The sequence below is a fragment of the Nocardia arseniciresistens genome (assembly GCF_046764875.1).
GTDB classification, from domain to species: domain Bacteria; phylum Actinomycetota; class Actinomycetes; order Mycobacteriales; family Mycobacteriaceae; genus Nocardia; species Nocardia arseniciresistens.
This window is the reverse complement of sequence record NZ_JBKORD010000004.1, coordinates 13,117-37,790: the sequence shown is the minus strand read 5'-3', so window position 1 is coordinate 37,790 and position 24,674 is coordinate 13,117. Positions and strand designations below refer to the sequence as shown.

Annotated in this window: 20 protein-coding genes; 10 read left to right on the top strand and 10 right to left on the bottom strand. The window is 65.5% G+C overall.

What is annotated here, in order from left to right:
* Positions 1 to 4 precede the first annotated feature (4 nt).
* Positions 5 to 412: an SdpI family protein gene (locus ACLMAJ_RS07955; RefSeq protein ID WP_412012881.1), complete on the bottom strand. Its 408-nt coding sequence runs from the start codon at positions 410 to 412 to the stop codon at positions 5 to 7.
* Between the two features lie 364 nt (positions 413 to 776).
* Here ACLMAJ_RS07955 and leuS point away from each other — a divergent pair, with 364 nt between their 5' ends.
* Positions 777 to 3,623 (top strand): leucine--tRNA ligase, encoded by a 2,847-nt coding sequence (gene leuS, locus ACLMAJ_RS07950; RefSeq protein WP_412012880.1) that lies wholly within the window; start codon positions 777 to 779, stop codon positions 3,621 to 3,623.
* Positions 3,624 to 3,722: 99 nt separating this feature from the next.
* On the opposite strand, the gene ACLMAJ_RS07945 is transcribed toward leuS, so the two are convergent.
* Positions 3,723 to 4,418, bottom strand: a complete 696-nt coding sequence (locus ACLMAJ_RS07945; RefSeq protein ID WP_412012879.1) for an SDR family oxidoreductase — start codon at positions 4,416 to 4,418, stop codon at positions 3,723 to 3,725.
* A gap of 248 nt (positions 4,419 to 4,666) precedes the next feature.
* On the opposite strand from ACLMAJ_RS07945, the gene ggh reads away from it, so the two are divergent.
* Both ggh and ACLMAJ_RS07935 read left to right on the top strand, forming a co-directional pair.
* Positions 4,667 to 6,004, top strand: a complete 1,338-nt coding sequence (gene ggh, locus ACLMAJ_RS07940; RefSeq protein ID WP_412012878.1) for a glucosylglycerate hydrolase — start codon at positions 4,667 to 4,669, stop codon at positions 6,002 to 6,004.
* A 106-nt stretch (positions 6,005 to 6,110) separates the two neighbouring features.
* On the top strand, positions 6,111 to 6,857 hold the full coding sequence (locus ACLMAJ_RS07935; RefSeq protein ID WP_412012877.1) for a glycoside hydrolase family 25 protein: 747 nt from the start codon (positions 6,111 to 6,113) through the stop codon (positions 6,855 to 6,857).
* Positions 6,858 to 6,934: 77 nt separating this feature from the next.
* Here ACLMAJ_RS07935 and ACLMAJ_RS07930 read toward each other — a convergent pair whose 3' ends face one another.
* The 3 genes from ACLMAJ_RS07930 to ACLMAJ_RS07920 all read right to left on the bottom strand — a co-directional run bounded on the left by ACLMAJ_RS07930 (position 6,935) and on the right by ACLMAJ_RS07920 (position 10,632).
* On the bottom strand, positions 6,935 to 8,995 hold the full coding sequence (locus ACLMAJ_RS07930) for a PhoX family protein (RefSeq protein ID WP_412012876.1): 2,061 nt from the start codon (positions 8,993 to 8,995) through the stop codon (positions 6,935 to 6,937).
* A gap of 193 nt (positions 8,996 to 9,188) precedes the next feature.
* Positions 9,189 to 9,992, bottom strand: a complete 804-nt coding sequence (locus ACLMAJ_RS07925; RefSeq protein ID WP_412012875.1) for a hypothetical protein — start codon at positions 9,990 to 9,992, stop codon at positions 9,189 to 9,191.
* 97 nt (positions 9,993 to 10,089) lie between these two features.
* Complete coding sequence (locus ACLMAJ_RS07920) at positions 10,090 to 10,632, bottom strand: lipoprotein LpqH (protein WP_412012874.1); 543 nt, start codon at positions 10,630 to 10,632, stop codon at positions 10,090 to 10,092.
* A gap of 145 nt (positions 10,633 to 10,777) precedes the next feature.
* Here ACLMAJ_RS07920 and ACLMAJ_RS07915 point away from each other — a divergent pair, with 145 nt between their 5' ends.
* Genes ACLMAJ_RS07915 through ACLMAJ_RS07900 form a run of 4 tightly spaced genes read left to right on the top strand, consistent with a single transcriptional unit; the run spans position 10,778 to position 16,056 of the window.
* On the top strand, positions 10,778 to 12,196 hold the full coding sequence (locus ACLMAJ_RS07915) for a hypothetical protein (RefSeq protein ID WP_412013251.1): 1,419 nt from the start codon (positions 10,778 to 10,780) through the stop codon (positions 12,194 to 12,196).
* Complete coding sequence (locus ACLMAJ_RS07910; protein ID WP_412012873.1) at positions 12,196 to 13,215, top strand: hypothetical protein; 1,020 nt, start codon at positions 12,196 to 12,198, stop codon at positions 13,213 to 13,215. Before ACLMAJ_RS07915 ends, ACLMAJ_RS07910 begins: the two co-directional genes overlap by 1 nt.
* 1 nt (position 13,216) lies before the next feature.
* The gene (locus ACLMAJ_RS07905; protein WP_412012872.1) at positions 13,217 to 14,791 is read left to right on the top strand and encodes a tetratricopeptide repeat protein; all 1,575 of its coding nucleotides are present in this window, start codon (positions 13,217 to 13,219) and stop codon (positions 14,789 to 14,791) included.
* Positions 14,788 to 16,056 (top strand): CHAT domain-containing protein, encoded by a 1,269-nt coding sequence (locus tag ACLMAJ_RS07900; RefSeq protein ID WP_412012871.1) that lies wholly within the window; start codon positions 14,788 to 14,790, stop codon positions 16,054 to 16,056. The genes ACLMAJ_RS07905 and ACLMAJ_RS07900 overlap by 4 nt, the downstream gene beginning before the upstream one ends.
* Positions 16,057 to 16,104: 48 nt before the next feature.
* Here ACLMAJ_RS07900 and ACLMAJ_RS07895 read toward each other — a convergent pair whose 3' ends face one another.
* The 5 genes from ACLMAJ_RS07895 to ACLMAJ_RS07875 all read right to left on the bottom strand — a co-directional run bounded on the left by ACLMAJ_RS07895 (position 16,105) and on the right by ACLMAJ_RS07875 (position 20,915).
* Positions 16,105 to 16,944, bottom strand: coding sequence for an alpha/beta fold hydrolase (locus ACLMAJ_RS07895; protein ID WP_412012870.1), 840 nt, complete (start codon positions 16,942 to 16,944; stop codon positions 16,105 to 16,107).
* A gap of 93 nt (positions 16,945 to 17,037) precedes the next feature.
* Positions 17,038 to 17,334: a hypothetical protein gene (locus tag ACLMAJ_RS07890; protein ID WP_412012869.1), complete on the bottom strand. Its 297-nt coding sequence runs from the start codon at positions 17,332 to 17,334 to the stop codon at positions 17,038 to 17,040.
* Positions 17,335 to 17,444: 110 nt separating this feature from the next.
* Positions 17,445 to 18,170, bottom strand: a complete 726-nt coding sequence (locus tag ACLMAJ_RS07885) for an amino acid ABC transporter ATP-binding protein (RefSeq protein ID WP_412012868.1) — start codon at positions 18,168 to 18,170, stop codon at positions 17,445 to 17,447.
* The gene (locus tag ACLMAJ_RS07880; protein ID WP_412012867.1) at positions 18,171 to 19,961 is read right to left on the bottom strand and encodes an ABC transporter substrate-binding protein/permease; all 1,791 of its coding nucleotides are present in this window, start codon (positions 19,959 to 19,961) and stop codon (positions 18,171 to 18,173) included.
* A 159-nt stretch (positions 19,962 to 20,120) separates the two neighbouring features.
* Positions 20,121 to 20,915, bottom strand: a complete 795-nt coding sequence (locus ACLMAJ_RS07875; RefSeq protein WP_412012866.1) for an LLM class F420-dependent oxidoreductase — start codon at positions 20,913 to 20,915, stop codon at positions 20,121 to 20,123.
* Between the two features lie 351 nt (positions 20,916 to 21,266).
* Between ACLMAJ_RS07875 and ACLMAJ_RS07870 the strand changes: the two genes are divergently transcribed.
* From ACLMAJ_RS07870 to ACLMAJ_RS07860, 3 genes are all read left to right on the top strand, one after another.
* Positions 21,267 to 22,097: a hypothetical protein gene (locus ACLMAJ_RS07870; protein WP_412012865.1), complete on the top strand. Its 831-nt coding sequence runs from the start codon at positions 21,267 to 21,269 to the stop codon at positions 22,095 to 22,097.
* Positions 22,098 to 22,293: 196 nt separating this feature from the next.
* Positions 22,294 to 23,208: an SDR family NAD(P)-dependent oxidoreductase gene (locus tag ACLMAJ_RS07865; RefSeq protein ID WP_412012864.1), complete on the top strand. Its 915-nt coding sequence runs from the start codon at positions 22,294 to 22,296 to the stop codon at positions 23,206 to 23,208.
* Between the two features lie 381 nt (positions 23,209 to 23,589).
* The gene (locus ACLMAJ_RS07860) at positions 23,590 to 24,663 is read left to right on the top strand and encodes an ABC transporter ATP-binding protein (protein ID WP_412012863.1); all 1,074 of its coding nucleotides are present in this window, start codon (positions 23,590 to 23,592) and stop codon (positions 24,661 to 24,663) included.
* Positions 24,664 to 24,674 lie beyond the last annotated feature (11 nt).

Below are 24,674 nucleotides of genomic sequence, written 5' to 3'. Positions count from 1 at the left end.
GAAATCAGCCAGCGGGTTGGCAGGCGTCGCGCAACGAGCAGGCGCCACAGGACTGGCCGCAGCCGCCGACTTCCTCGGCGGGAACCAGACCGGCGACCGACTGCGCGGCGGCGTTGGCGCCCGCACCGAGGGTGAACAGGGCGACGACGGCGGTGCCGGCGGCCACGATGAGCGCGGGGACCGTGGCCGCGGCCACTGCGACGAGACCACCGGCGAAGAGCAGGGCCCCTGCCGCTACCGAGGTGGGGGCGGCGACGCGGTTGGCGATACGGAAGGTCTCGTCGTCGTAGAGGGCGGCGTCGGTATGTACCCCGACGAAGCGATTGCGCGGGAGCTTGCCGGTCAGTCCGAGCACGCCGGTTGCGATGGCGACAATGGCCAGCACGAACAGGACTAGGGCGACAACGAGCACCCAGTGAGGCTAGCGCACCGCCACTCGGCCGCGCACGGCCGCTCCCCCCGCAACTGTCCAGCACCCGACTCGGAACCACCCCGGACAAGCGCGTTCCACATGGCCGACCCGTCACAGGTGAACACAGCAACCATCCGAGTCCGCCGAGTGCGCGGCGCTGAAGCCGACCGGTGTGAAAGTCCGGAAACCAGTGCGGCACAAGCGCGCCAACGCATCGGATGGACCGTGGCACAGTGCACCCGGCAGGCTCATCCACGCGTCGCGCGAAATTCCGGCCCGGCCCGATTTTCGGTACTACGACCCGGACGTTCTACCCTGATAGAGGTAGTTATGTCGGGGATCGGCGAAACAAGAAGGCAGGACCGTGCAGGACACTCGTGCAACCGAAAGTGATGTACCGGAGCACAGGTATAACGCTGGCCTCGCCGTGCGTATCGAAGACCGGTGGCAACGGGCGTGGGAGGAGCGAGGAACCTTCCATGCGCCGAACCCGGTCGGCCCGCTCGCGGGCGAAGTCCCGGTGGACAAACTCTTCGTCCAGGATATGTTCCCGTACCCCTCCGGTGCCGGCCTGCACGTCGGGCATCCGCTCGGCTACATCGCCACCGACGTCTTCGCGCGCTATCACCGGATGCGTGGGCGCAACGTGCTGCACGCGCTCGGCTACGACGCGTTCGGCCTGCCCGCCGAGCAGTACGCGGTGCAGACCGGCGCGCACCCTCGGGTGACGACCGAGTCGAACATCGCAACCATGCAGCGTCAGCTGGACCGGCTCGGGCTCGGGCACGACCGGCGGCGCTCCTTCGCGACCACCGATCCGGAGTACTACCGCTGGACACAGTGGATCTTCCTGCGCATCTACAACGCCTGGTACGACCTGGAGATGGATCGAGCCCGCCCCATCTCGGAGCTGGCGGACCAATTCGCCTCCGGTGCGCGACCGACAACGGACGGCCGCGCGTGGGACGCGCTGAACGCCGCCGAGCGCGCGGCGCTGCTGGACTCCTACCGCCTGGTGTATCAGACCGATTCGATGGTCAACTGGTGCCCCGGCCTCGGCACGGTGCTGTCCAACGAGGAGGTCACCGCGGAGGGCCGCAGCGAGCGTGGCAACTTCCCGGTATTCCGTAAGCGCCTGTGGCAGTGGATGATGCGCATCACCGCCTACGCCGACCGGCTTGTCGACGATCTCGATCGGCTGGACTGGCCGGAGAACGTGAAGTCCATGCAGCGCAACTGGATCGGGCGATCGCGTGGCGCGCAGGTGAAGTTCGACGCCGCGGGCGAACAGATCGAGGTCTTCACCACCAGGCCCGACACCCTGTTCGGCGCGACGTATGTGGTGCTGGCTCCCGAGCACGAGCTGGTCGACAAACTGACCGCGACCGCATGGCCCGCGGGCACCGATCCGCGCTGGACCAACGAGAACGCCCCGACACCGGCGGAAGCCGTTGCGGCCTACCGCAAGTCGATCGCGGCGAAGTCGGATCTGGAGCGCCAGGAGAACAAGGAGAAGACCGGCGTCTTCCTCGGCACCTACGCGACCAATCCGGCCGACGGCGCACTGGTGCCGGTCTTCATCGCCGACTACGTGCTGAGCGGCTACGGCACCGGCGCGATCATGGCCGTCCCCGGTCACGACCAGCGGGACTGGGATTTCGCCACGGCGCTCGGCCTGCCCATCGTCGAGGTCATCGCGGGCGGCGACATCACCATCGCGGCGCACAACGGCGATGGCGCACTGGTGAACTCCGGCTACCTCGACGGGCTGACAGTCGAGGAGGCCAAGGCCACCATTGTCGCGAAGCTGGAGACCGAGGGGCACGGCAAGGGCACTATCCAATACAAGCTGCGCGACTGGCTTTTCGCGCGACAGCGGTATTGGGGCGAACCGTTCCCGATCGTCTACGACGCGGACGGCGCACCGCATCCACTGCCGGATTCCATGCTGCCGGTGCGGCTCCCCGAATTCGACGACTTCGCCCCGGTCACCTTCGACCCCGACGACGCCGACTCCGAGCCGTCCCCGCCGCTGGCAAAGGCCGCCGACTGGGTCAATGTCGAACTCGATCTCGGCGACGGCCCCAAGATGTACCGGCGCGACACCAACGTCATGCCGAACTGGGCGGGCAGCTCGTGGTACCAGCTGCGCTACGCCGACCCGACCAACACCGACGCGTTCTGCGCCGAGGAGAACGAGCAGTACTGGCTCGGTCCGCGCACGGGTGAGCACGGTGCGGACGATCCCGGCGGCGTCGACCTGTACGTCGGCGGCGTCGAGCACGCGGTGCTGCATCTGCTGTACGCGCGGTTCTGGCAGAAGGTGCTCTTCGACCTCGGCGATGTGACCGGGTACGAGCCCTACCGTCGACTGTTCAACCAGGGCTACATCCAGGCCCACGCCTACACCGACGAGCGCGGCGCGTACGTGCCCGCGGCCGAAATCGTCGAGCGCGATGGCAAGTTCTTCTGGACCGACGACACCGGCACCGAGATCGAGGCTTTCCAGGAGTACGGCAAGATCGGGAAGTCGTTGAAGAACGCCATCTCTCCCGATGAGATGTGCGATCTGTACGGTGCCGATACCTTCCGCTTCTACGAGATGTCGATGGGGCCGCTGGACACATCCCGGCCGTGGGCGACCAAGGATGTCGTCGGCGCGCACCGCTTCCTGCAGCGCGTGTGGCGACTGGTCATCGACGAGGAGACCGGCGGGCTTCGGGTCACCGACGCCGCACCCACCGATGCGACGCTGCGTCTTGTGCACAAGACGATCGCCGGTGTCGACGAGGATCTGGCCGCACTGCGCGACAACACCGCAGGCGCCAAACTCATCGAGCTGACCAACCACCTCACCAAGACCTATCCCGCTGGTGCGCCGCGTTCGGCGGTGGAGCCGGTGGTGCTGATGCTCGCACCGATGGCGCCGCACATCGCCGAGGAACTGTGGGAACGCCTGGGCCACAACCAGTCGCTCGCGCACGGTCCGTTCCCGATCGCCGATCCCGCCCTGCTCGTCGACGACTCGATCGAGTACCCGATCCAGGTGAACGGCAAGGTGCGCAGCCGAATTCAGGTGCCCGCCGACGCCGATAACGCGACGATCGAGGCGGCCGCGCTCACCGACGAGAAGATCGCGGCACTGCTCGACGGCAAACCACCGCGCAAGCTCATCGTGGTGCCAGGGCGTCTGGTGAACATCGTCGCGTAGCCGCCGGCGACCCGCGCAGTCTCGACTACCGTTCCGGACTGCGCGGGAAGGTCGGCACTACGTCCATCGCCCGCGGTTGGTGGCACGGATAGCCGAAACTCAGTAGGGCCGCAGCACGATCTCTGTCGGATGACCGTCGCGCGGAGTGTCGATGGCATTGCGCACCGTGCCCGCGACGGTCTGGGCGGTGAGAAATTCCTCGGGCTGATACTCGCGCCCCTCCCCCGCGATAATCTCGCGCTGCATGTCGGTATCGATCCGACCGGGATGGATCGAGGTCACCCGCAAGGTGGGTTCCTCCAGACGCAATGCGTCACCGAAGGCGCGCATCGCGAACTTGCTCGCGGCATACGAAGCCCAGCCCGCGTTCGCCCGCAGCCCCGCGCCCGAATTGATCAGTACTACATGGCCATTGGCCGCACGCAATGCGGGAAGCAGCAATCTGGTCAGCTCGGCTACCGCAATCACGTTGGCCTCCAACGTATGTCGCCACTGCGCTACCGAGGATTCGGCAATGACGCCCAGATCGGCGACACCGGCGTTGTGCACCAACACATCCAGCCGCTGGATCGGCGCGACCGCTTCGGCCACCGCGGGATAGTCGGTCAATTCGACGGGCCAGCCTGTCGCGCAGGGCAGTTCACCGAGAATGTCGTGCAGCGCCTGCGCCGAGCGGGCGCCGAGCAACAGATCGTGCGTCGGCGCGAGCTCGCGCGCGATGGCGGCGCCGAGACCGCGGCTGGCGCCGGTGATCAGCGCGGTCGGCTTCGGGATACTGGTCACGGCGGAGGTCATGGGCTCACCGTAGTAGTTTCGCCGAAACTCGCCGGGGAACACGTAGCACTGTCCGCATGCGTCGCGATGCACGCATACGCGGTACAACAATCTCCACGGACGGGGCACGGGTGCGATCAACTGAATACGAGCCGGTCACCAGCGGGCGACTCGAGGCTGAGTCGAACTTGCGACAGAACGCTGTGTCGAACGCAACGTCGGACCCCGCCCAGCGGGCGTACCTACAGGTGTCATCGCAGAATAGAGGGATGGCACACTCCGGTTTCACCCCGACACAGCTCGCGGCGCGTGCTGCCTATCTGCTGCGGGGCAATGACCTGGGCACCATGACCAGCGCCGCGCCAAGGCTGTACCCGCACATGTGGAGTTGGGACGCCGCTTTCGTCGCGGTCGGCCTTGCCCCGTTGAGCGTCGAACGCGCGGTCATCGAGCTGGATACGCTGCTCTCGGCGCAGTGGAAGAACGGGATGATCCCGCACATCGTCTTCGCCAACGGCGTCGACGGCTACTTCCCTGGTCCGTCCCGCTGGGAGTGCAAGAAACTCGCCGTCAACGCGCCGGAAGGCGCCGATACCTCCGGGATAACCCAGCCGCCCGTGCACGCCATCGCGGTGCAGCGCATTCTCGATCATTCGCGCAGGCACGGTCGCAGTACGAGGGCGGTGGCCGAGGAATTCCTCAATCGCAGGTGGCCGGATCTGGTGCGCTGGCACCGCTGGATGGCGCACGCGCGCGATCCCAAGGAAACCGGCCGGATCACGCTGTATCACGGCTGGGAATCGGGGATGGACAATTCGCCGCGCTGGGACCGGGCCTATCAAAACGTGGTGGTCGGCGACCTGCCGCCGTATCGACGGGAAGACGTCCTTGTGGTCGCCGACCGGTCGCAGCGACCGAGCGACCGCGAATACGACCGCTACCTCTGGCTGGTCGAACAGATGCGCAGGGCCGGATACGACGACTACCAGCTGGCTTCGACGATGAGTTTCGCGGTGGAGGATGTCTTCGTCACCGCGATCTTCTCGCTGGCCTGCGAGGTGCTCGCTAATATCGGCGAGGAGTACAAACAGCCGCACGCCGATGTGCGCGACCTCTACAGCTGGGCCGACCGGTTCCGCACCGGCGTGGTCGAGACCGCCGACGCGCGCACGGGTGCGGCAAGGGATTTCGATGTGCGGCTCAACCGCAGGATCGACACCGAGACGCTGTCGATGTTCGCGCCACTGCTGTGCGGCGGCCTCCCGCGCGATACCGAACGCAGCCTGCTGCGCCTTTTCGAGGGTCCGCGCTTCTGCGGGCACCCTGATCTGCGCTACGCGCTGCCGCCCTCGACGTCACCGGTGTCGAAGGACTTCCGCCCGCGCGAGTATTGGCGCGGCCCGGTCTGGCCGGTGATGAGCTGGCTGTTCTCCTGGGTCTTCGCCCGCCGCGGCTGGGCGGAACGCTCGTTCATGCTCCGCGCCGAGGGGCTGCGTCAGGCCAGCGACGGCAGTTTCGCCGAGTACTACGAGCCGTTCACCGGCGAACCGCTCGGCAGTATGCAGCAGTCATGGACGGCGGCATCGGTCCTCGACTGGCTCGGCTGATATCGACCACTTCATGGATGGCCGGCGCGGCAGCCGGTAAATATTGTGCAAATGCCCCAATTGTCACGCTGGTCACATCAACCATGAGTGGCTATCGTCGAACACCATGGACAACACTCGTTGGAGATCGACCCACGCTCTCGCGTTGTCTGCGATCGCCATGGGCGGCATCCTCACCGCTACCGTTCCGGGCACCGCCGTCGCCGCACCGAGGGGACCGGATGTGTCGTCCTGGCAGCATGTCGACGGCCGGTTCATCGACTGGTTCGCGGTCCGGCGCTCGGGCCACGACTTCGCGATGGTGAAGGCCACCGAGGGTTTGGACTATGTCAACCCGTACTTCGTCCAGGACAGCCTGCTGATGCGCGCGGCAGGCGTCGCGCGCGGGACCTATCACTACGCACGGCCGAACCTGCCGCCCGAGCCGCAGGCAATGCTGTACGCGGCCACGGTGCTGGGCCAGAACGGGCCGCTGGACCTGCCGCCCGTTCTCGATATGGAGAACGCGGGTGGGCTCGACCCCGCCGGGTTGATCAACTGGACCCACCGCTATCTGAATACCGTGCGGGCGCTGACCGGCCGGGTTCCGATCATCTACACCTATCCGAACTTCTGGAAATCGGCCATGGCCGACACCAACGAGTTCACGCACTACCCGCTCTGGATCGCCGACTATCGCGGCAACGATCAACCCGAGGTGCCCGGCGGCTGGCCGACGTGGACGTTCTGGCAGACCACCGACAGCGCCAGTGTCCCCGGCATCGCGGGCGGCACCGACGTGAACGTATACAGCGGCGCCCAGGGGGATTTCGCGCGTTACGCGAACAGCGGCGGCATGCTCGGCAGCAGCTGAGAAAAAAGAAGAGACCGCTACTCCCTGCAGGATGAGTAGCGGTCTCTGTTCTGTTATCGCGGGTGGCCCGCCGAGCGTTACACCCCGATCCGGCCACCATCTTTCTTCCATACCACCGCGACCGAGGGGCGCGGCTGCTTGTCACCGCCATCGGGCCAGTGCGACAGCGGGTTCTCCGGGGTGGCGTCGTCGGCCTCGCCCGGGTGCTGCACGCACACTATGACCCGGGATTCGGTGACGATCGGACCGCAGGTCTCGGCGCCACGTGGCACCGTGAGGAACTGTTTGGTCGCACCGCGATTCGGGCCTTCGAGCACCACGGAGAACAGGCCGTCGTTCGACTTCAACGCATTGCCGTCGGTGGAGATCCACAGGTTGCCGTAGGGATCGAACGCGAGGTTGTCCGGGCAGGAGATCGGGCTGACCTTGGTCTTGTCGAAACCGGCGAAGTAGGTGTCGGCGGCGGCCGGGTCACCACAGACCAGCAGCAGCGACCAGGTGAACTCGGTCCCGGCGTGATCGTCGTCGATCTCGAGGATCTGGCCGTTCTTGTTCAGGTTGCGCGGGTTGGCCTCGTCGGCCCCCTGCTTGCCGTCCTTGCCGCGGTTGTCGTTATTGGTCAGCGCGACGTACACCTTGCCGGTATACGGGTTCGCCTCGAAGTCCTCGGGGCGATCCATCTTGGTCGCGCCGACCTTGTCGGCGGCCAGCCGAGTGAACACCGCGACCTCGGCCGCGCTCATGCCATCGACGAGCGATTTGCCCTTGCCGTCGTCTCCCGTCTCGAGCAGCGGAAGCCACTTGCCGGTGCCGGTGAAACCCTTGTCCGATGGCACCGCGCCGTTGCCGTCGATCTTGTCCGCGTGGTTGCCTGCCAGCTGGGCGACGTACAGCGTGCCCGCGTCCAGGATGGTCAGGTTGTGCCGCATGCTGGCCTGGCCGGTACCGGACTGGATCTTGCGGGAAGACACGAATTTGTACATGTAGTCGAATTTTTCGTCGTCGCCGGTGTAGGAGACGACGTCGCCGTTCTTCGTGACGTAGATGGTGGCGCCCTCGTGCTTGAGCCGGCCCATCGCGCTGTGCTTGATCGGGGTGGAGGTGGGATCCCACGGGTCGACCTCCACGACGTAGCCGAATCGGTTGGCCTCGTTCGGTTCCTGCGCCATGTCGAACCGCTTGTCGGCGCGCTCCCACTGATTGAGGGTCTTGCCCGCGGTGAATCCGTAGCGCTTGACCCGCTTTTCCGCGGTCTCGGTCACCTTGTCGCCGTTGGCGAAGTAGCCGTGGAAGTTCTCCTCGCCGGAAAGCACCGTGCCCCATGGAGTTACGCCACCGGAGCAGTTGGCGAAGGTGCCGAGGACCTTGGTGCCGGTCTGGTCGGCGGAGGTCTTGACGAATTCGCTGCCCGCGGCGGGACCGATCAGTGTGAACTCGGTTGTGGCGGTGATCCTGCGGTTGTACTTACCGAAGGCCGTTGTCAGCTTGCCGGTACCCGACTCGCCCTCGACCTGCACGACGGTGAGGCCGTGCGCGGCCATCGTGATCGCGATCTGCTCGTCGGTCGGCACGTCTTTGTTGTAGCCACGGAACATGTGCGGACCGGTGGTGTACTCGTGATTGACCACGAGCAGGGAGCTATTGGCATGCCCCTCGATCGGCAACAGCGCGGCGAAGTCGTTGTTGTAACCGAATTGCTTCGCCTGAGCGGCGGGCGTCTGCTTCTCGAAGTCGAAGGCCGGTGCGTCCGCGAAAAGCGGGTCGCCCCAGCGGATCACGACAGACTGCTCGTAACCGTCGGGGATCGTGATCGCGTCTTGTTTGTTCGGCGCGACGGCGGTGAAGGCGGTGCCGGTGCCCGCAGGCCCCACAGGCGTGTTGGTCGGGATGACCGTACCGGTGGCGGCATCGTCGCCGCAGGCAGCGAGCACGCTGCCCGCACCGACCGCGAGCACCGCGGCGGCGCCGCCCTTGATCAGCCCACGACGATTCAGCGAGCTGATGATGTCACCGAAGTACTCACCGTCGGAGGTGTTGGGCACCTCATGGAAGCACGCGTTCGCGCATTTGTATTCACAGGTGACCGAAGCGCGCGACGACTGGCCGTCATGCTTCACGAAGAGAGCGAGGGGTTTCACGGCGACTCCTGGATTGGTCCGACGCGCCGCACGATAAACGCCCCAAACCAGTCACAGGAAACAATCAGATGAACGAACGACCAATTAGGTAACCCTCAGTTTGCCGAGCAAACCGAACGCCACAACATGCTGCGAAAAACGAATATCGCTCTCGCACTCCAGGTTGAAGCGAGAGCGACATTCGTCGCCGGGGTCAGGCATTGACTTGCAGGGCGATCACGACCTCTTGCTCGTTCTCCGGCAGGTAGTGGACCTGAAGGATGCGGCCGACCTGAACCTGGGCGACACTGGCCGGGGGCAGAAACTTTTCGACGCGGGTGGCGAATGTTGTGCCATCGGGGCGGGTTACGACCAGGCCCAGCTCGATCTTGGAGTGACCGTCGCGGATTTCGCCCGGGACCGACAGCGATTGCACTACGGCCTGCGCGGTGCTGCCACGAGCGGCGATATCGAGTTTCCCCTTGGTGGTGAAACCTTTTCGGATCATGGACTCGTTCATCGCCTGCTGCGCGGCCGACATATCGCCCGAGCGATCCACCTCGACCTTGTCGGTTCGACCGGGCAGATAGCGCACCGGCAGCACAACACCGGGTTGCAGCAGGGCGAGTTCGGTGAGCGGGACGATCATCTTCGCCGCCGAGTCGAAGATCTTGCCGTCGAAGCCTTCGACGCTGAACTCGATGCGCACCTGCGGCTGATCGTTGACACTGAGCCCGGTCTGGCGGAACGACTTGACGGTTCCGATGCCGACGAGACCATGCCGGAAAGTCGAGCTGTTGCCTCCGGTGAACGCCTCCAGGATGCCTTCGCCGGTGAAGGCGAAAACGATGGGGACCACGGTGAGCGCGATGATCGGCAGCACCATCTGTGGACCGACCCAGGCGAGCACGCTGTTGTCGTATTCGCTGGCGGGAGCCCAGGTGAGACCGTGCCAGAGGTAGAAGCCGAAGGAGAGGACGCCGAATGCGGCGGCGAGGGAGCGAGCAATGGTTTTCATGACGTTCCTTTGAGAATTGGCTGTGCGGAGAACTCGGAACCCGCTCGCGCCCATGCACAGTGGCAGGGCGCGAGCGGGTTCGAGGTGTTGCCCGGGATCAGCCGCCGACGACGGTCGAGCAGGCGAAGGTGATATCGAATTTCGCCGATGTAGGGCCCGCGAGCGGGTTGGTCATGTCGGGGGCGCCGATGCCTTCACCGGTGACCTTGTAGGTGTTGCCGTCCTTGACGACCTTCGCCGAGCCGCCTGGCATGCCGTTGCCGAAGCCCAGCGCGTATGGCAGGCCATTCGAGCCGCCCTTGGTGCCCGCCACCGCGACGGCCTGGACGGAGTCGGCGCCGGTGATGGAGGCGCTGACACTCAAGGTGCCGTAGGTCGCATTGCTGGTGTCGCTCAGTGCGAGTGCCAATGTGGCGCCCTGCTTGGCGCAGGTGGTGTCGAACTTTCCGTCGAGCGCCTTACCGTCGACCGAGGCCACCGACTTACCCGAAGGTGCCGGGGTAGCAGGTGCGGCCGCGCTCGGCTTCGCCGACGAGGTGGATGAGCCGCTCGAGTCGTCGCTGCAACCGGTGACGAACAAGGCGAGGGCGGCGGCGGCGGTGAGGGCGGCGGCGTAGATGCGGACCGGCTTGGTGGTCATGATTTCGTTCCTTTGCTTCATCCGGCCCCGGTGTGGAGCCGATACGAGAAAGGTAGAAACCGATCGCGCCCTACCGATCCCAGTTTTTCACCGTCTGAAATGGCCGATATTCCGATAACCTGGTCGAATGCGACGGCCGCGCGCGATGGTGCTCGACGAGGTTTGGCGGCGACTCGATGGCGTCGAGGCCCTCAGTGGGCCGCACGGTGGGCCACTGAGCCGCACCGTCAAGCTCATCCTCGATCCACTGGTCATACGCCCGGTACAGAACCCGCTCTGTGCGGGCTCGATACTCAGCGCGGACGGCGCGACCCTGCTCGCCACCCGAATGCATGCCGCCGCGGACGTTCTGCGCGCGACGGCAGCGTGGTTCACGCTGATCAAACAGGTCCGGCGGTCGCTGCGGATCACCGAGGGCAACCCCCAGGACCTATATTTCCAACGGTGTTTCGAGCTCGCGACGACGTCGGGCACACCGGATCCCGGACGGGACAGGGCGCTTGCCGAAACCGCGCTGCGTGATATTCACGAATTCACCGCGGGCCGCACGACGCAGGCTTTGAAGGAGTACCTCGCCGATGTGGCGCGGATCAGCGAACTCACCGCGCTGATCGAAGTGGCATGGCGGCGCCGGCCGGTGGGCGTGCCGACGAGCGAGGACCCCCTGCTCGTGCTGTCCCTCTTGGAGACGTGCGCTGCGGCCCGGCTCGGCCGTACCCGCGAGAACGGACAGGCGACCTTCGACGCCCTTGTCGCTACCCATGTAGGTACCCATGGCGGAATGCGGCTCTGGGACAATGGATCCGAGCCGACCGCACACAAACTCGGGCTGACAACGAGGCCCGCCCTCCAGCCGCCCGAGCTCGGCGCATCGGCCTCGAAAGCCAACCTCGGCCTGCCGTTCGATCGCACCATCTACGAGCGCGTCTTCACCGTGCTGCAAGCATCGAGCGAGCGCGCCGAGCTGCCGCCGATTCCGGAACTGGTGACGAAGGAGATCGCCCGAAGCTGTTCCCCCTGGGCGCTTCTCGATGAATCACTGCGAGTCGCCGCGACCGCGGGAATCGCGCTCGCGCTCGGCATGCGCCCTATCGCCGCGGCGGCGCAACGCAGCGAGGGCAATGGGTCCGACGGCCAGGGACACGCCCGCGCGCAGGTTATCGGTACCGCCCAGCTCACAGGTCAACGCCGGGTGGTCGGCGAGTCGCAGGATGCGCAGACGACGGCGCATCGAGTGATCAACGGGCGCTGGCAGCGTGAGGCGTACGTCCTACAGGCGCGTCGGCTCGCGGTGCGAGATGACGGCGAAGCGACCGATGGCCCACTGGCCGCCATCGCCGCCGAACTGCGCACACCATGGCGGCCCTACCTTCGGCGACTATGGGTTCGGCTGCACGGCCGTGATGTCAGGGAGTTCGGTGTCTACCAGCCCGACGAGCTGTGGGATCTGCTCGATGGCGTGGCCCGCTCGGTCATGCTCGACCACCGAATGCGGGTCAGGCAGGCACTGAGTGTGAGTTCCCCTGTGAAAGAGCCGGACTCGGCGGAATCGAAGGCGAGCTGATGACCGCGAAGGTGACCGTCCGACAGGCCGAGGGCGGTGAGTGGATCATCGCACCCGAGGGCGCACCGACCGTGCTGGACAGTGCGGCAGCGGTCGACACCTTGGTGCTCGAGGTGTTCGGCGGTCACCTCACCTGGAGCCTGCTCGCCGCACAGCCGATTCCGGCCGCCGTCATCGATGACATGGAACTCGCCCAAGAGTGGATTTGGGCGATCTACGGCGAGCGCATCGCGCTGGCCCTCGAAGAATTCGACAGTGCGGCAACCGAACTCACGGTGCAACCGGCACTACCCGGACTCGTGGCGATTGCGTGGCGGCTCGGATACGCGCATTGGGCGCGACGGTGGTGGCCCGCCTCGACCATCGACGACATCGCATCGCTCGACGAACGGCTGCTCGACAAGGAAATCGCCGCGCTGCGCGAAGAGTGCGAGCTGATCGTCGACGGCAATGCCGAGCCCATTGCGGGCGACGAGATGTCGGCAATCGAAATCCCCTCTCGCGCAGAGGACTACGCATTGGCGGCGGGATCCGCGTCCGAAACGCAGCCGAGCGCCCTCGTCCTCGCGCGAGGCAGTGGCGGATGGGACTGGCACCGGTGCCCACCAGGTCTCATCGATGCCTCCGAGCATGCGGTGTCCTGGCAGGTGGTCCGGGCTCTCGGCACAACGACTGTCCGGGTGGATGCTGTTGCCGCGCCGCAATTGGGCGCGAATGTCCCGCCGTACCTGCGCCCGCGAGCGCTCGTCGCCATCGGCGCCGAAATCATCGACGCAGAGCTGAAACTGGTCGGTGACACCTGGACCGGCCGGACGGCCATCGCATCGGAGGCCATCGGATCGGTGGACCTCTATGTGCCCGGCGTCGGCACTCCCGGACTCGGTAGCTCCGATATCCGGCGGCGGGTACGAGACGTCGCGACAGCGCGACTGCGGCGCGCGGCAAGCGACGACGACGCGGCCTTCGACTCCCCGCTTCTCGCCGAGCTTGCCGCCGCCGCTTCGCAATCGGACTTCTGACATGAACGACGAAAGCGCGGTTGACGACGGGAGTGAGCTGCTTGCCGAGGGAGCCGCGGCCTACAGCCGCGGTGCGGTCGCCGAGGCGCGGCGACTGTTCGAGAAGATCGCCGCCACCAGCACGGGTGGCCTGCGTGTGAGTGCGCTCGTCAACGCCGCGAGCATGTGCGATGAGCTCGGCGATCACGCGGGCGCCGTCGTCATGTTTCGCGAAGCCCTCGCCGAGATGCCCGCGGACGCGTTCGAGAAACGTCCTGCCGCGCTTGTCAATCTGTCCCAGGCGCTACAGCATGTCGGCGACCTCGACGGCGCCCAAGAGGCGCTGGAACAGGCGCGGACAATGCTCACCGAGCACAACGGCGAGAGCCATCTGCGCGTGGCCTGCCTGCTGTCGTTGACCGCGGTTGCCTACCACCGCCAGGACTGGGCGTACGCGATCGAGCTGGCCACCGAATCACTGGACGCGGCAGTGCGTTTCGCGCCGCATCTGGCCGGACATCCGCTCTCGACCCTCGGCGGCATCTATTTCGAAACCGGACACCGCGAGCTCGCCCTGGATTTCGCGCAGCAGGCGCTCGCGGCCTTCGACGGCGCGGGCGACCAGAATGCGGTCGCCGAGACACAACAGAATCTAGCCGTCATGTACGTCCGGTTGGACCGCTTCGACCAGGCGGAACAACCCCTACTGGCAAGCCAGGAGTATTTCGAGCAGACCGAACTCGGGTATCGCGCCGGCGTCGGCCTCAAGACCATGGGTTTCCTCGCCGAGGGCCGCGCCGATACCGATCGGGCCTACGAGCTCTACAGCCGCAGCCTGGCCTACTTCCGCGAGTCCGGTGCGGTGCTCGACGCGGCCGATGTGCAGGTACGTCTGGCGACCGTGGACTACGCATCCGGTCGATACGACGACGGCGAGGCACTTATCGCCGAGGCCTTCGCCGCCTATGCCGAGCGCGGGCTTGGATTGCACTGCGCCCAAATCGACTACTGGCACGCGGCTCTACTGGAGACCGCACTCGAGCACGCGAAGGCACCTGATGCCGAGATGCTCTCGCGGGCAGTTGATCTCGCCATCTCTTCGGCCCTCGCGATCGATGCGGTGCGCTATACGCTCCCCAACGGCAACCAACGTGAGCAATGGAATCGGCAGATCGCGGACCCCGCGATGCGCATGGCCTTCCGGTTCGCCTACCTATCGGGCGACGGTCCACTGCTCGTCGACCTCATCGAAACACAATGCGCTGGTACGGCATTGAATGCCAGTACTACCGGCGGCACCGAATACGAAGTCGGCGGCCAATTTCCACTCGAGCTCTTCGATCCACAGGTGGCCTACGACGAGCCGCCCGCCGCGGCGCGCCTGCCCATGCAGCTGGGCACCGGCATTCGATCCGGCGGCGCGCCGCAACTCGGGACGGCGCTGGCGGCGGTCGCCGCAAGTGCGGGACTTCCGGTCGCGCCACCACCGCGTTTGGCCCTCGCCCCGGATGGACACATCGCGCTCGCCGCCCACATCGCCGCCGCAGAGCAACGTTACGGCCGACCGGTTCGCGACAGTAGGGTGCTGCCCGCATGACAATCACCTCGCGACAACCGACAGTCATCGTGCGCATGGCCGATGCGGGTGATCTCTACATGTCATGGCGGTGGATCGGCAACGACTACAGCCAGGGCGCGAGCATGCTGCCCGAGGCTCCGATCACCGACGCCATCCGGCAGTTGAGCGGCGCATTGCCGAACCCCGCCGACCCGGACGCACTCGAACGTGCCATGACGACCGGGGCCTTCACCTCCTACGATTCGGAATATCTGGTCGCACAGGCACTTTCACGTGCGCTGCTGCCATCCGGACTTGGCACGCAGTTGTACGACCTGCACATACACGGCGTACGTCCGCATATTCGGTTACAGCCGTCGCCGCGGCTGGCTCAGGTTCCATGGGAGATCATCGCGCCGAGTCCTGAGCTGCGCCTTGTCGATATCGCGGATGTCAGCCTGCTCGCCCCGGCCAGCATCGTGCACAGCCCGGGACGGACGGCCCGATCCTGGACCGATACGCGCGACCAACCCGTTGTGGCCGTGCTCGACCCGCGAATTCCGGGATACCGCGCCGATTCCATGCTCGGATCGGTGCTCGGCCGAATGGACGCCGATGCACCGTTGTCTCGACGCGTGGCCGAATACAGCACCCAACACCGCCTCGTCCCCGCTGTCGACGACCCGACCGAAGCATTCCGCCGTACCGATATCGACCGCCGCTGGCTCGGAAAGTCCTTGCGAGAAGGCGCGAGCCGGTTGGTTTACGTGGGTCACGTCACCGCGGCAGCGCCGGAATCCGGCCGAAGCGAAGACGCCGAACTACATTTGGCCTGCGCGGCCGACACCGTCGGCTTCGCCACTCCCACCCGCGCGCACCGCCCGCTTTCGGCCAAGGATCTACTGCTTGGCACACACACCCTCACCCCGGATCCCCTCGACGGATCACAACTCTGGCCGATCCCGAGCCGAGTCGCCCTCATCGCCTGCGAAAGCGGCGGCGACCTGCGCTTCACCGAAGCCCTCGGCCTCGTCGCCGCCATGATCAACGGCGGCGCCGAACTCATCACCGCCAGCAGATGGCCCCTCCCAACAGATTTCGCCTTCCAACGCCTGGCAGCCGCATCCGCCACCGCCCACCCACTACAAGACGCCATCTGCGCCATAGACTCCGCCCACGAACAACCCGACCCGATAACCACCCTCGCCGAATGGCAACGAACCCGCCTGACCCAATGGCGCACAGAACAATCCATCGAGCACTCCCCCATCCTCTGGGCAGCCTTCGCGACAGTCCAGACCTGACTCAGCGGCGTGCGAGGGACACCATCGCGGAACTTCTCGTGATCGGGGTCAGGTCCGGTGGGCGAGTAGGTGTTCCATGATCAGGCGGGTGAGGGCTTCCGGCGCCTGCTCGGGGATCCAGTGCGAGATGTCCTCGAGCATTTCGAAGCGGTAGGGGCCGGTGACGTAGCGCTCGGTGGCCATAGCCGCGGTGGAGCCGATGGCGGTGTCTTCGGTGCTCCATACGTAGAGGGTCGGGACGGTCACGGCGGCGGTGGGGCCTGCGTGGTGCATTGCCCGGTACCAATTCAGGGCCGCGGTCATGGCCCCCGGCTGGGTGAAGCGGTCGACGTAGTCGTCGACGCGTTCCTCGGGGATCTTCCATTCGAAGATCTGGCGCAGCGCGGTCGCGCCGTCCGCGAGCAGCAGGCGCTCGGCGACGCGGGGGCGGCGCAGGAGCTCGAAGTAGTGCGAGCGTTGGGCCTGGTCTTCATCTTCGGTGAGGGCGCGAAGGAAGGCGGTGGGGTGCGGGTGCGATACCGCGGTCAAGGTGCGAATCCGCTCCGGCATGGCTGCCGCGGCCGCCCAGCTCACTTGTGCGCCCCAGTCGTGACCGACCAGATCGAATCGTTGCCAGCCGAGCTCGTCGGCGATCGCGGCGACATCGCCGACCAGCTCGTCGAGCCGGTAGTCGAGGACCTGTTCGGGACGCACACCGGGCGAATAGCCACGCTGATCCGGGGCGACGGCGTGGCAGCCACCGCCGCCGAGCGCGTCGAGCTGGAACTCCCACTCGATGGCGGCTTCCGGGAAACCGTGCAGGAACATGACTTCGCGGCCCCCGGTTTCCCCGCAGGACAGCGCGTCGAATGTGCCCGCTTCGGTAGGAATCTCGAGTGCCTCGATCACCCGGTCGACTCTAGAGGCCGACACCGACTCCATCAGGTATCACTCGGCGAGCAACCTATCGCCGTGCCCGAAGGCACGGCGATTCAACAGGTTTCAGTGTTCGTCGTAGTGCCCGTCGTGGGCGGCGTGGCGGTGGCCGTCGTGCAGGTAGTCGACGTGGTCGCCGTGCTGGACCGCGTCGTGGCCGCAGCCCTCGCCGTGCACATGGTCGTGGGCGGCGTGCTCGAGGTGGGCCGCAGGCTCGCATTCGTCCCAATGGCCGTCGTGTTCGCGGTGCAGGTGGCCGTCATGGGCATAGTCCACATGGTCGCCGTGGGTGACCTCGGCGTGGCCACAACCCGGGCCGTGGGCGTGCTCGTGTTCGGTGTGCTCCAGATGTGCGGTGGTCATCAGACTTCCTTCCATATGGCTGGACAGGTGGATCCGATAGCGCCGAACACATTAACAGGTGCGCATCTATACAGTTCGCTCAGGGTGTGCTACAAGTCACAACCTCGGGGTTAGAGCACCTCGGAGAGGAAACGCTGTAGGCGTGGGGTCTGCGGGTCGTCGAACACCGACTGGGGGGTCCCGATCTCGATGACCTGCCCCGCGTCCATGAACATCACGCTGTCGGAGACGCTGCGGGCGAAACCCATTTCGTGGGTGACCACGATCATCGACATGCCGCCGGAGGCCAGGTCGGCCATCACCGCGAGGATGCCCTTCACCAGTTCGGGGTCCAGCGCCGATGTGGCCTCGTCGAAGAACATGATCTCCGGCTTCATGGCGAGCGCGCGGGCGATCGCCACCCGCTGCTGCTGACCACCCGAGAGGTTCCCCGGACGCGAATCGGCCTTTTCGGCAAGACCGACGATTTGCAGCTGCTCGATAGCCAGCGCCCTCGCCTGGTCCTTGGACAGTCCGCGCAGCTTGCGCGGGCCGAGGGCGATATTGTCGGCGACCGTCTTGTGCGGGAACAGGTTGAAGTGCTGGAACACCATGCCGATGCGCTGGCGCAACAGGTCGGGGTCCTCGGTCAGCACCGAGGCCCCATCGAGCAGCACATCACCCTGGTCCGGCTCGTGCAGCCGGTTGAGCACGCGCAGCAGGGTGGACTTGCCGGAACCGGACGGGCCGATGACGGTGGTGGTCTTGCCCGCATCGACGTGGACGTTGATACCGCGCAGCACATGGTTGCGTCCGAGGGTCAGATGCAGGCCGGTACCGGTGAGGGAAGCACTCATCTATCCGCGCCCTTCCGTGATCGTGGCCACCTCGACCTGATCGATGGGTTGATCGGGCCCGCCGGTGCGCATGCGGCGGTCGACGTAGTTGACCAGGTGGGTGAGCGGGATGGTCAGCAGCAGATAGACCAGACCCGCCGCGACCAGCGGCGAGAGATTTCCGGTCTGCGCGTTGAGGTCTCGGCCGACGGCGAACAGCTCCCGCTGCGTGGCGAGCAGGCCGAGGAAGTAGATCAGCGAGGAATCCTTGATCAGCGCGATGAACTGATTCATCAGCGCGGGCAGCACCCGCCGGATGCCCTGCGGTATCACCACCAGTGTCATCGACTGGCGGTAGCCGAAGCCGATAGCGCGGGCCGCTTCCAGCTGACCCGGCTCCACGGACTGGATACCGGACCGGAAAATCTCACCGATGTAGGCCGAGGCAAGCAAGGCGAGCGCGATCGCGCCGAGCCAATAGGGGTTGCTGCCGGTGACGCCGCGGACCACAGGGCCGATGCCGAGACCGATGATCAGAATGATCACCACCGCTGGCAGGCCGCGGAAGATATCGGTGTAGACCCGGGCGGGCCAGCGCAGCCAGCGGGTTCTGGAAATCCCGGCGACCGCGAGAAGCATGCCGAGCACCGTGCCGAGCACACCCGAAACCAGTGCCAGGATCAGCGTATTCGGCAGTCCGGTCTTGAACAGATCGGGAAAAGCCTTGCGGTACAAAGACCAGTCGAAAAATGTGTCCTTCAACTGCTGCATCGTCGATTTGGGCGCGCTCTGCGCGGTGTCGGTCGGTTGCTTCTCGGCCGCGATGGCGGCGAAATCCGGGAGCTGCGGCATGGGTGCGGCCTTCGAGCCCGGCTTCCAGCCCGGTGGCAGCTGCCTCGGCACCCAATCGGTGTAGAGCTTCGCGTAGGTGCCGTCGGCGATCACCGCGTCGAGACCGCTGTTGAGCGCGTCGATGAGCGGCTGGTTCTCCTTGGCGACCGCATAGCCGACGAAGTTGTCCAGGCTGAAGGTGTTCTGGATGATCGAGGTTCCGTCACCCGGCTGCACCTGCCCCTCGGCCTGCGCCGACGGCGCGACCCACGCGTCGACCTGACCGGACTTCAAATTCGCGTACGCGGTGGCGTAGTCCGGAAACTTCACCGGATCCAGGTGCAGCTGATTGACCACGTAATCGTCTTGCACGGTGCCCTGGACGACGGCGATCCTGGTGCCGCGCCCCAGGTCCGAGAAGCCCTTGATGGCGCCGCCGTTCGCGACGACAAGGGAGAAGTAGCCGAAGTCGTAACCGTTGGTGAACCCGACGCGCTCGCGGCGCTCCGCGGTGGTGGTGATGTTCGACGACCCGACATCGAAGCGCCCGCCGGATACCTGTGACAGCAGGGGTGCGAACTCGGTACCGGAGAACTCCACTTGCAGACCGAGTTTCGCGCCGATCGCACGCAACAGCTCATTGTCGAAGCCGGTGAAAGTACCGGAGGAGTTCAAGCAGATGCTCGGCGGCGCGTCCGAGAGTGTGCCGACGCTGAGCTTGCCCGGCGTACTCAGGCGCAGCTTGCTGGTGTCGATCGAGCCGAGAGGGGCGGTATTCGCCGTGGTGTAGCGGTCTTCTCCGGCAGCCGACGCCGACCCCAAGTTCGTCGGCGCCGCGGACGCGGCACTCACACCCGGCGGTGAACATTGGTTGCGGTCGGACGAATCGTCGCCGGAACCACACGCCGTCGCCGCGAGGCCGACGGCGAGCAGCAGCACCGCGATCAATGAACGAGACCGCACAGCGGGCAGACCAGCCATGGTCCAGACCCTAGACCGGAACGAACGCAATTCCACAGTTACACCCGCGGCCAGGCGCCGCCCTTTGCCCGGCGTTATCGGCGTCAGCGCGTGCTACCGAGTTCGGATCACCGTGATCCGAACTCGGTGCCGCCGTGGATCTCCCTACCCGGCAATCGCTCAGGCGAGCCCGCTGACCGGCTCCGGGTTGACCTCGTCACGCCAGCGCACCGCACGCTCGACCTCGCTCAGGGAATAGCTCGGGCCGCTGATGCCGATGGTGAACAACGTCACGCCCGCTTCGAGGAACGCGGGGGCGCTCTCGATACCCGGCCACTGCACCGAACGCTCGATGCGCGACTCATCGGTGCCGACGGCCGCGGCATGCTCGGCGAGCACCTTGTTCTTATGGGTGAGCACGTCGAGGTCGGCGAAACTGTGCCAGATGTCGGCGTACTCGGCGACCAGCCGCAGCGTCTTCTTCTCGCCACCGCCCCCGATGAGGATCGGGATATCGCGAACGGGCTGCGGGTTCAGCTTCTTCAAGCGGGCAGCGATGCGGGCCATGTTCTCCTTCAGGAGATCGAGCCGGGTTCCCGCTGAGCCGAATTCGTAGCCGTACTCGTCGTAGTCCCTCTCGAACCAGCCCCCGCCGATCCCGAGGATCAGTCGCCCCTCGCTGATGTGGTCGACGGTGCGTGCCATATCGGCGAGCAGGTCCGGATTGCGGTAGCCGCCGCCGGTGACCAACGCACCCAGCTCGACCCGCTCGGTCTGCTCGGCGACCGCGCCGAGCATCGTCCAACACTCGAAGTGCGCACCGTCCGGATCACCGGTGAGTGGGTAGAAGTGGTCCCAGTTGAAAACAATGTCGACGCCCGCGTCCTCCGACCGGAGGACGGCGTCGCGGATGAGTCCATAGTCCGGTGCGTGCTGCGGCTGTAGCTGAACTCCGATACGAACTGGTCGGGTCATTATTCATGCTCCTTGTCGTTCGATTTTGCTCCCTGATCGAGGCTACCGGCGACGAGTTCACCGGGCTCGCTCGTAGTCCGGTCCGTCGCAACGTTCGAGCCACCACCATCCGCCCGCCAGCTCCATTTTCCGGTCGAGAGCCGAGTCCACAGATTAGCTACATATTTGCCATGCTTGGCGTAGCCTGATCGGCCAGGGAATGAGGTCCTGCGATCGAGGAAGGGAAATGATGGAAACGCACCAGACCCGGCCTGCTACCGACGGGCGAATTCCAGGCTCTCGTCGACGCCGTTCATTGTCATAACACACCAAATTCAACAATGGCGATACATCATCGAAAAAGGAATCGTCATGTTTTTCTACAATTACTCCGGAGCTGCCGCAACAGGGAAACTCGATGCCTCAGGTAACTATATAAATCTGAAGGATTATCCGGCCGGTCAATTCGGGCAGTGGCATCATATTGTTTCCGTCGACGGTCGGCGGCTGTTTTTCCACAACTATCAGAGTACGCAGTCCGCATCGGGCGAGATCGATGCTGCCGGCAACTACATCAACCTGAAGGACTTTCCGCCGGGCCAATTCGGGCAGTGGGCGGTCGTGCCCCTCGGCGACGGCCGGCTCTTCTTCTACACCGCGAAAACGGGAGCCGGTGCGGTGGGGAGACTCGATGCCACCGGTGACTACATCAACCTGAGGGACTTTCCGTCCGGACAATTCGGGTATTGGACCCACATCGTTCCCGTCGGCGGCGGGAAACTCTTCTTCTACAACGTCCAGAGCAGGGCAGCTGCTACGGGTGAGATCGATGGCTCGAGTGACTACATCAATCTGAAGGACTTCCCGCCCGGGCACTTTGGGCCCTGGTGGTGCATCGCGCCCGGCGGTGGCGGTCGGCTCTTCTTCTACAACGGGTACCTGGAACCTTGGGCCGCGTCTGGTGAGATCAATGCTGCCGGTGACTACATCAACCTGAAGGACTTTCCGCCCGGACAATTCGGGCACTGGACCCAGGTTGTTCCCGTCGACGGCAACCGGCTCTTCTTCTACAACAACGGCAATTCTGATCAGCAGCTACAAGGGGCCGGCGCATCCGGCGAGCTCGACGCCGCCGGTGACTACGTCAATCTGCAGAACTTCCCTCCCGGACACTTCGGGAAGTGGAACTTGATCGTCGGCTGAGAATCGTCGTGTGGCCGGCCGATTGCAGCGAGCATGCCATCGCCGCGAACTGGAATCGAGATTGCTCTGATGACCGTATCCGCCGAGCAGCGCCCCTTGCGCAACCGCGGCGCGAGCGCGACGGTGTGACTATCAGTCTTACCCCGCCGGGCTCGTCGGACGAACCGACGGACCGACCGATCCTTGGGAGGAAAATATGGCGAACAGGTGGACGGAGCAAGATATACCAGCCCAGAATGGCCGATTGGCGGTCGTCACCGGCGCCAACAGCGGACTCGGTTTCGAGACCGCCCGCGCACTCGCGGCGCGCGGCGCGTCGGTGGTGTTGGCGGTGCGCGATATGGATAAGGGTAAACATGCCGCGGGCCGTATAGCCGATGCTGTCCCAGGCGCGGACACCACTGTTCAACAGCTCGATCTGACCTCGCTGGAATCCGTACGCAATGCCGCCGAACAGCTCAGGTCCGCATATTCGACGATCGATCTGCTGGTCAACAACGCCGGGGTGATGTACACGCCGAGGCAGACCACCAGCGACGGCTTCGAGCTGCAATTCGGCACGAACCATTTGGGACACTTCGCGCTCACCGGCCTGTTGCTCGACAGAATGCTGCCGGTGCCGGGCTCGCGGGTGGTCACGGTCAGCAGCGTCGGCCATCGGATCCGGGCGCGGATCGACTTCGACGATCTCCAGGGGGAACGGTCCTACAACCGGGTGGCGGCGTACGGGCAGTCCAAGCTGGCGAATCTGATGTTCACCTACGAGCTGCAACGTCGCCTGTCCGGCGCCGGCGACACGATCGCGGTCGCGGCTCACCCAGGTGCTGCCAACACCGACTTGATGCGCAACATGCCTGCGGCGCTGCGGGCGCTGGTGCCTGTCATCGCACCCATCGCTACCCAGAGCCCAGCGATGGGTGCCTTGTCGATACTTCGCGCGGCCACCGACCCCGACGTGCTCGGCGGTCAGTACTACGGGCCGGGTGGATTCTTGGAGACCCGCGGCTACCCGAAAATCGTCGAATCGAGTCCACGATCGCATGACACGACGATTCAACAACGTTTGTGGTCGGTGTCGGAGCAATTGACCGGAGTCGAGTTCCCCGTCTGATCACCGCTGCGCGGAACGTTGTCGACGAAGAAACACCAGGCGATGGTTTCGCGGCGCATGTGACAAGGCTGTCGCAGCGTGCGGCCGTGCCGGCGCTGTCTCTGTGGATGACAGCGCCGGCACGGGTTGCTGCCTACATCCAGCACATAGCCCGGCGTGCGCGCGAACTCGAGCATTTCGAGCACAAATCGAGCAGATCCAGTAATATCGCCGCTCAACCCCTTACTCGGATCGTCCGGCACGTTCCTGCCGGTGAGAGGACAACATGAACTACTTCCGTCATGCGCGAGCAGGAGCGGTAGCCTTCGACTCCATGACCACCCCGCTGTTGCGAAATCGCACCGCTTCACGTGTTCCAACCCGTGAAGGGAAGTGATTGCCGTGGCTACGGTGACCTTCGAAAGCGCTACTCGGCTCTATCCCGGCGGCACCAAACCTGCCGTCGACGCACTGAATCTCGAGATCGCGGACGGGGAATTCCTCGTCCTTGTCGGCCCTTCCGGCTGTGGCAAGTCGACATCGTTGCGGATGCTCGCCGGACTCGAAGAGGTCGATGGCGGGCGCATCCTGATCGGAGCCAACGACGTCACGCACGCGGAGCCCAAGGAACGCGATATCGCGATGGTGTTCCAGAACTACGCGCTGTACCCGCATATGACCGTCGCCGAGAATATGGGCTTCGCGCTCAAGCTCGCCAAGGTCGCCAAGGCGGACAAGGAAAAGCGGGTGCTGGAGGCGGCGAAGCTGCTCGACCTCGAGCCGTATCTCGATCGCAAGCCGAAGGCGCTTTCCGGTGGTCAGCGCCAGCGCGTCGCGATGGGTAGGGCGATCGTGCGCCAGCCGCAGGTGTTCCTGATGGACGAGCCGCTGTCTAACCTGGACGCGAAGCTGCGGGTGCAGACCCGCACCCAGATCGCGCAGTTGCAGCGCCGCCTCGGCACCACCACCGTGTACGTCACCCATGACCAGGTCGAGGCGATGACGATGGGCGACCGGGTCGCGGTGCTCAAGGACGGCCTGTTGCAGCAGTGCGCCACACCGCGCGACCTGTACCGGGAGCCGGCGAACGTCTTCGTCGCTGGCTTCATGGGCTCACCCGCCATGAACCTGTTCACGCTGCCGGTCGCCGACGGCGAGGTTTCCCTCGGCGGGCACCCGCTGCCGGTGCCGCGCTCGGTCGCCGACGCGGCCGAGGGCTCGGTGGTCGTCGGTATCCGCCCGGAACACTTCGACCTCGGCGGAAGCACCGGGATCGAGCTGGAGATCGACGTGGTGGAGGAGCTCGGCTCCGACGCCTACGTCTACGGCCGCGCCGTGGACGGCGATCATGCGGAAACCATTGTGGCGCGCGCGGATTGGCGCAACCCGCCGAAGAAGGGTGACCGGTTGCGGTTGTCCACCTCCGCCGAGCACACCTATTTCTTCTCCACCTCGGACGGCCGCCGCCTCAGCTGAGCGGTACCGAA